Origin of the sequence: Saccharothrix sp. CB00851 (genome assembly GCF_001905065.1) — a bacterium.
In the GTDB taxonomy this organism is placed as follows: domain Bacteria; phylum Actinomycetota; class Actinomycetes; order Mycobacteriales; family Pseudonocardiaceae; genus Actinosynnema.
On sequence record NZ_LWLC01000010.1, the window covers coordinates 24,558 to 31,843 of the forward strand.

Sequence of the window (7,286 nt, forward strand, 5' to 3'; positions counted from 1 at the left end):
CGCGGCAGGATGGAGGTGAAGGGGGTAGGACATGACGGAGCAGGGTGATCGTCAGGCGCCGGGGGTCGAGGCGTTGACGGAGAAGATCAGGCAGCTCGTGCACGAGGGCAACACGCGCCGGGTGGTCGTGCGCAACGGCGAGGGCGAGCGGGTGCTGGACATCCCGGTGACGGCCGGGGTGGTGGCCGCGGTCGCCGCGCCGGTGGTGACGGCGGTGGCGGCGTTCGCCGCTCTCGCGGGCCCGTGGTCGGTGGGCGTGGAACGCCAGGACGAGACGCCACCGGCGGAACCCGCTACCGACACCGCACGGGCCGATGCCGCAGCCGCCGACGTTGCACCGGCCGACACCGCGCAGCCTGAGAACCCACCGACCGACGCCGACGCCGCGCACGGTAAGGAAAGCTGAGCACCAGGCCCCATCCCGCACCACACCACGAAGCCACCGCCCGCACCAGGGCGGTGGCTTCGTCGTACCGTGCCGTCGCCGAACACGACACATCCTCAGTCCACAAGGGACGTCGGCGTGGGTGGGGCGTTCCCGCCCTTTTCAGGGTGCTGCTTCGGAGGTGCGCAGGCGATGCCGACGCCGATGGGGCGGTGCGTCTCGATCGGTGCGCGAGGTGACGGGCGGCACTTCTGTGGGGAACCTGTCGATCAAGTTAACGTGAAGATCGTCCGGCCGCCTCCGGCGGAGTCTTCTATATGACTTCTATATTGCCATGTTACGGCGGCACTCTGGTGTTTCGGAAGTCCGTAGAGGGTCGTCAGGGCCGTTCCGCTCGATTTGACACTCCATCCGGGGGTGGCTATTTTGTCCCGCCGGACAATGTGAACAGCGTTCTTGTTCGGTGTTTTGAGACGGTTTTTCCGGCCTGCTGCGCCGATCGGCTGATTGTGATCACCTGCCCTCGTTGCCAAGGTGATCGGTGCTGATGAACGGGAAGCACTCGTTGCATGTTGGATGTTGACGAGCCCGGTCGTCGATCAGTCACCTCCCTCGTCTGTGCAGATCAGGGCGGTGGCGGCACGCCAGCCAGTACTGGGGAGGCGTGCGCAGTACTGTGACGCGCGGTCCGCCGGCCGTGCGCGAACTTCCATCGAGGACGACGGCAGTGAACACGATCTCCTGTCCCAGGGGCCCGTTCACCGCCGTTCCCGGACCATTCGGGAACGCGGTGCGCGGGGCGGGCAAACGTGAGGCGGGCACTACCGGCGGTGACTCGAGTGGCGCGGTCGAAACCGCGCCACCGGGCGTTCCGCCGAGTCGTGGGCAGTGGTCGCGCCCGTGGCACGCACCGCGTCCGACGCGTGCGCCACGTGAGGCGCGGCCCTCCACCTAGTGCCGCGACCGGCACTAGCGCTCCCGCGCCATTTCCGGCACCCCCGCGCGAACGCGGGTGAAATGTGCCCGAAAGCCTCGGCTCACGAAACCGGACGTGAGCCGCCCACGCCTGTCCGGGCGGCATCGGCAACGCGACCAACCTGGGGTTTCTCCAGCGTGCCGCCGGACCGGGTCCATTCCGCGTCAACGCCCCGGTGGGTGTGGCGAAGAACGAGGAACGAGGGCAGAGCCATGCTTGTCAACGAACACGGCGGGGAAACACCCCTGGCACACGTCGCCGAACGCTGCCACGCGCTGATCCGCGTGCTGCGCGAACGCGGGGTCGACGACGGCGATCGCGTCGTGCTGTCGGCGCGCAATTCCGACGACTTCGTGGTGGTGCTGTTCGCGCTGATGGAGCTGGGCGTCTCGGTCGGCCTGGTCGACCAGGGGCTGCCGCCGGCACAGGCCGCCGAGCACGTCGTGGACTCCGGCGCCCGCTGGTTCGTCACCGACGCCGACCCTGCCGATCCCGCGTTCGACCGCGTCGCGGCCGGCCTGCTCGACCTGCACGCCCTGGTGAAGACCGCGCACGACGTGCCCGTGGCCGACGTCCCCGAGCTGACCTTCGCCCGGTGGGCGCGGCGGCGTGACGCGCTCGTGGTGTGGAGTTCGGGCAGTTCCGGCAAGCCCAAGGGCATCGTGCGCTCCGGCGCGTCGGTGCGGCGCAACGTCGAGCGCACCCAACGGCGCATGGGCTACACCGCGTCCGACGTGCTGCTGCCGCTGCTGCCGTTCACCCACCAGTACGGCCTGTCGATGCTGATGCTCTGGTGGGACGCCCGCGCCACGCTCGTCATCGCGCCCAGCAGGCGCGTGGACCAGGCGTTGGACGTGATCGCCCGGCAGCGCGTGACGGTCGTGGACGCCGTGCCCGCCACCTACGACACGATGCTGCGCGTCATCGCCCGCCGCGACACCCGCGACCTGGGTTCGGTGCGCATGTGGTGCGTCGGCGGCGAGCCGTTGCGCGACGAGCTGCGCACCCGCTTCGAGAAGCGCTTCGGCGCCACGCTCCTGGACGGCTACGGCAGCAGCGAGGCGGGCAACATCGCCCTGTCCTCGATCGAGGACCCGACCCACTGCGGCACGCCGCTGGACGGCGTGGTCGTGGAGGTGCGCGACCCGGTGGGCAACCCGGTGCCGCCGGGCGAGGTCGGCGAGGTCGTGGTCCGCACCCCCGACATCATGGTGGGCCTGCTCGAACCCGGCGGACGGGTCCGCGAGGTCGAGCGGCGAGAGTTCCACACCCGCGACATCGGCTTCCTCACGCCCTCCGGGCAGCTGCGCGTGCTCGGCCGCAAGTCCGCCGTGCACCGCTTCGGCCACACGCTCTACCCCGACGCCATCGCGGAGAAAGCCGGTGCGTGCGGCGCGCCGGTGCGCGTGATCCCGGTCGAGGACGAGCAGCGCGGCACCCAGCTCGTGTTCGTGATCACCGATCCGACCGAGCAGCCCGTGGCGCACTGGAAGCGCACGGTGTCGCGGTTCGTCGCCGCGCACGAGCAGCCCAACCGCGTGGTCGTGCTCAAGGAACTGCCCCTCAACGGCAACGGCAAGGTCGACCTCAGGGCGCTGCGCGACATCGCCGCCTCGACCGTGGCGCTCGAAGGCGTCAAGGGCGTCTTCCCCAGGGCGCACGGCGACGCGGACCCGTCCGCCATCCCGTTCCCGGACCGGCTGGCCCGGCTCACCGACCTCGCCCAGCTGCTGCGCGAACGCCGCGCCGAAGTGATGTCCCTGCTCACGCAGGTGACGAACTACAAGACCGCGTACGGCGAGATCGACGCGTCGATCGCCGCGCTGGAAGGTGCCGCCGCCGAGATCGCCCGGTACCGGCCGCCCGCGGTCGGCCAGGTCGGCGTGCTGATGCCGTCGAACATCCCGCTCTACAGCTACGTGCTGTACCTGGCGATCCCCAGCCTCTACAGCGAACGCGTCGTGTTCCGGCCGTCGCGGCGCATCTCCGACCAGCTGTTCAAGCTGCACGAGCTGCTGTCCGGCGTGCACCACCTGCCGATCGTCCTGGACGACAGCGACCAGCGGGAGTTCATGGAGGGCGAGGGCGCGCGCTCGGACGTGCTGGTGTTCACCGGCACGTTCAAGAACGCCGAGAAGATCCGCGCCGGGCTGCGCCGCGACCAGTTGTTCCTCTACTTCGGCCAGGGCGTGAACCCGTTCGTGGTGGGCGCGGACGCCGACATCCCGAAGGCCGTGGACGGCCTGCTGCGGGTGCGGATGCTCAACTCCGGGCAGGACTGCTTCGGCCCGGACGTGGTGTTCGTGCACACCTCGATCAGCGCCCAGTTCTGCAACCTGCTGTGCCGCCGCGTGGACAACCTGCGCTACGGCCGCTTCGACGACCCGAACGCCGACTACAGCCACATGTTCTACCTCGACGCGTTCGACGCGTCACTGGACTACCTGCGCTCCGGCCGCGAGCACCTGGCGGCGGGAGGCGAGGTCAACTTCGTGGACGACCACCTCAGCCCGACCGTGCTGATCCGGCCCGCCGACACGAAGATCACCCCGCCCGAGCTGTTCGCGCCGATCTTCAACGTGGTGCCGTTCACCTCGACGGACTGGCTGCACCCGATGCTGGACCACCAGTACTTCCAAGAACGGGCCATGGCCGCCACGGTCTACGGCGACATGCCCGACACCGTCGAGCTGCTGCGCCACCGGCACACGGTCAGCGTCAACGAGACCGTGATCGACATCGAGGACGGCAACGCGCCGTTCGGCGGCTCGGGCATCCGCGCCAACTACGCCGCGCTGGGCCGCACGCGCCGCGCCGAGCCGCTGCTGATCTCGAAGGCCGTCGCGGACCACCTCGGGCCCGACCGGCTGACCACGTCCGACGCCACCGGCCGCACGGCATGACGGGCGAGGGGGAGATGGATGTGATCGACCTGGAACCGCTGTCCGTGCCGCTTTCCCCGGGCAACCACGTCCGGGGTGCCTGGCACGCCGTGGCCCGGCTGCTCGCCGAGGTGGGCGTGGAGGTCGTGTTCGGCCTGCCCGACGACGACCTGGACGCGCTCGGCGCGCTGCACGCCGCCGGTGTCCGGCTGGTCGTGTGCCGGGACCAGCGCAACGCCGTGTTCATGGCCACGGGTTACGCGCTGCACTCCGGCGCGCTCGGCGTCGCGCTGGTCGGCAAGGGCCCGGCGGTGACCAACACCGTGACCGGCCTGCTGGAGGCGGCGTCGTCCGGTGCGCCCGTGCTGCTGCTGTCCGGCGGCACGGCGGCGGAACGGCGGGGCAGCGGCGCGTTCCAGGAACTGGACCAGCAGGCCGTGCTGGCGCCGCTGGTGAAGTCCTCGACCCGGGTCGAGCACCCCGACCGGCTGGCTCCCGCCGTGCGCCAGGCCGTCCTCGTGGCCACGTCCGGCGCGACCGGCCCGGTGTACGTGGAGGTGCCCGACCACCTGCTGAAGGCGGACGTGCCCGTGCCGCCGCCCGCGCCGCCCGTCGAACGCCCGACGTCGGTCACGGTGGCGGGCGACTCGGCGGCGTTGACCGCGCTGCGCCACGCCCAGCGGCCGATCGTGCTGGTCGGCGGCGGGATGCGGCACCGCAACGAGGACGGCGTCGTGGAGCGGTTCGTCGAACGCGTCGGCGCGGCCCTGTCCTGCACGGCCGGCGGACGCGGTGTGGTGGACGAGTCGTCGGTGCGGTTCATCGGGCTCGCCGGGCTGTACGCGCCGGAGCGGGCCAAGGCGTTGTGGGCCGACACCGACTGCGTGGTGGTGCTCGGCAGCAGGCTGGAGGAGACCGCGACCTACGGCTGGCCGGACGCGCTCGGCACGACCGTGCCCGTCGTGCAGGTGAACGTGGACGCGGCGGGTGTCGCCACCCAGTACACCGGGCCGGTCGTGCTCGGCGACGGCGCGGACGTGTGCGCGGGGTGGCTGGAGCAGGTCGTGGACAGCGCGCCGGTGGAGTGGTCCAAGCGCGTGGACGGGGTGCACCACGGACTGCGCGCCGACCACCGCCGCGAGCTGGCGGACCTCGCGGCCAAGCCCGAGCTGCACGTCGTGGAGGTGCTGGCCGCGCTCGACGCCGAGCTGCCGGCCGACCGCGTCCTGGTGCAGGAGAACGGCTTGCAGGACATGTGGTCCTACAGTTTCCCCCGGTTCGAGTGCGCGCACGGCGCGGGTTCGGTGGTGCCGTCCGAGCAGACCAGCCTCGGTTTCGGCGCGGCGGCGGCGGTCGGCGTGAAGGCCGCGGCGGGTGAGCGGCCGGTGGTGGCGTTCGTCGGCGACGGCGCGTTCGGGATGTTCGACGCCGACCTGCCGACGGCCGCCGCGCTCGGCGGCGGGCTGGTCTACGTGGTGCTGCGCAACGGCGGCTACGGCTGGCTGCACTCCCAGCTCGGCCCGCACAACCGGGACCTCGCGGGCACGGCGTTCGTGGACCCGGACGCCGTCACGGCCCAGGCACCGCGGTGGCGCGGCGTGCACCAGGTGACCGTGACCAAGGAGTCGCTGCGCGCGGACGTCGCCGACGCCTGGCAGCGCTCACGGGACGGCCAGGTGGTCGTCCTCAACGTCCCCACCCGCCTGGGAGACGCGCTGTTCGCCGACCACGAACTCGGCGGCAGCTTCCCGGTCGCCGACTGACCCACGATCGAAGCGAGGAGCGGCACATGGCTGAACGACACGGCAGGCGAGTCGTCATCACCGGCTGGGGCGTGGTGTCCCCGGTCGGCCTCACCGCCGACGAGACGTGGGACGCGCTGGTCGCGGGGCGCAGCGGGATCGGGAACGTGACCGTCATCGACGCCTCCGACCTGCCCACCGACCTGGCGGGCGAGGTCAAGGGGTTCGAGCCGAGGAAGTACCTCAACCACAAGCAGGTCCGGCGCATGGACCCGTACGCGCAGTACGCGTTCGCCGCCGCGTCCGAGGCGGTCGGCACGGCGAAGCTGGAGATCACCGAGGACAACGCGCACCGGGTGGGCGCGCTCATCGGCAGCGGCTACGGGCCGATGCAGTCCCTCGGTGAGCACGTGGTGACGCTGGGCGCCAAGGGGCCGCGCGCGGTCAGCCCGTTCGCGCCCGTGACCGGCGCCATCGACAGCGCGGCGGGCGAGATCAGCCTGGCGTTCGGCGTCACGGGGCCGACGCGGGCGTTGAGCAGCGCGTGCGCGTCCGGCACCGACGCGATCGGCGAGGCGGCCCGCTGGGTGCGCTACGGCGTGGTCGACGCGGTGATCGCGGGCGGCGCGGAGAACATCCTGACCCGGGTGGACATGGCGGGCAGCGGCAACGCCAAGGCGTTGTCCACCCGGACCGACGCGCCGACCGCGGCGTGCCGTCCGTTCGACGCCGACCGCGACGGGTTCGTGATGGCCTCCGGGTCCGGGATCGTGGTGCTGGAGTCCGCGGAGCACGCGCTGGCGCGGGGCGCGACGATCCTCGCCGAGGTCGCGGGCTACGCGGCCACGTCCGACGCGCACCACTGGACCGCGCCGCACCCCGAGGGGCGGGGAGCGCGGGCCGCCATGCGCGGCGCGCTGGAGGACGCCTGCCTCACGCCCGAGGACGTCGACTACGTCAACGCCCACGGCACCAGCACCGTGTTCAACGACCAGTCCGAACTGGACTCGATCCGGGCCGTGTTCGGTGCGCACGTCGAGCGGGTCCCGATCAGCTCCACCAAGTCCATGACCGGCCACATGATCGGCGCGGCCGGCGCGGTGGAGGCGATCGTCGGCGCGATGGTGATCAACCGCGGGCTCGTGCCGCCCACCATCAACTGCCACCGGCCGATCGACACGGCCGTGAACTTCGTCGCCCACGAGGCGCAGGCGCACGACGTGGACGTGGTCATGAGCAACTCGTTCGGCTTCGGCGGCCACAACGCCGTCGTCGTGCTGCGTCGGTGGCAGGGCTAGGTC

At 71.6% G+C, this 7,286-nt stretch carries 4 protein-coding genes; all 4 read left to right on the forward strand.

All coding sequences use genetic code 11. The features are described from left to right. Positions 1 to 31 precede the first annotated feature (31 nt). The 4 genes from A6A25_RS11225 (at position 32) to fabF (ending at position 7,283) form a co-directional block, all read left to right on the forward strand. The gene (locus tag A6A25_RS11225) at positions 32 to 406 is read left to right on the forward strand and encodes a DUF4342 domain-containing protein (RefSeq protein WP_073888256.1); all 375 of its coding nucleotides are present in this window, start codon (positions 32 to 34) and stop codon (positions 404 to 406) included. Between the two features lie 1,167 nt (positions 407 to 1,573). Further along, a complete protein-coding gene (locus A6A25_RS11230) occupies positions 1,574 to 4,264 on the forward strand; it encodes an aldehyde dehydrogenase family protein (protein ID WP_073888258.1) in 2,691 nt (896 codons plus the stop codon). Positions 4,265 to 4,278: 14 nt separating this feature from the next. Continuing rightward, a complete protein-coding gene (locus A6A25_RS11235) occupies positions 4,279 to 6,006 on the forward strand; it encodes a thiamine pyrophosphate-binding protein (protein WP_073888485.1) in 1,728 nt (575 codons plus the stop codon). 26 nt (positions 6,007 to 6,032) lie between these two features. Continuing rightward, on the forward strand, positions 6,033 to 7,283 hold the full coding sequence (fabF, locus tag A6A25_RS11240) for a beta-ketoacyl-ACP synthase II (protein ID WP_073888260.1): 1,251 nt from the start codon (positions 6,033 to 6,035) through the stop codon (positions 7,281 to 7,283). Positions 7,284 to 7,286 lie beyond the last annotated feature (3 nt).

What these genes read in the sequence shown, in the direction of transcription:
- A6A25_RS11225 (WP_073888256.1), top strand. Translation starts at nt 32, where the DNA reads ATGACGGAGCAGGGTGATCGTCAGGCGCCGGGGGTCGAGGCGTTGACG.
- A6A25_RS11230 (WP_073888258.1), top strand. Translation starts at nt 1,574, where the DNA reads ATGCTTGTCAACGAACACGGCGGGGAAACACCCCTGGCACACGTCGCC.
- A6A25_RS11235 (WP_073888485.1), top strand. Translation starts at nt 4,279, where the DNA reads ATGGATGTGATCGACCTGGAACCGCTGTCCGTGCCGCTTTCCCCGGGC.
- fabF (WP_073888260.1), top strand. Translation starts at nt 6,033, where the DNA reads ATGGCTGAACGACACGGCAGGCGAGTCGTCATCACCGGCTGGGGCGTG.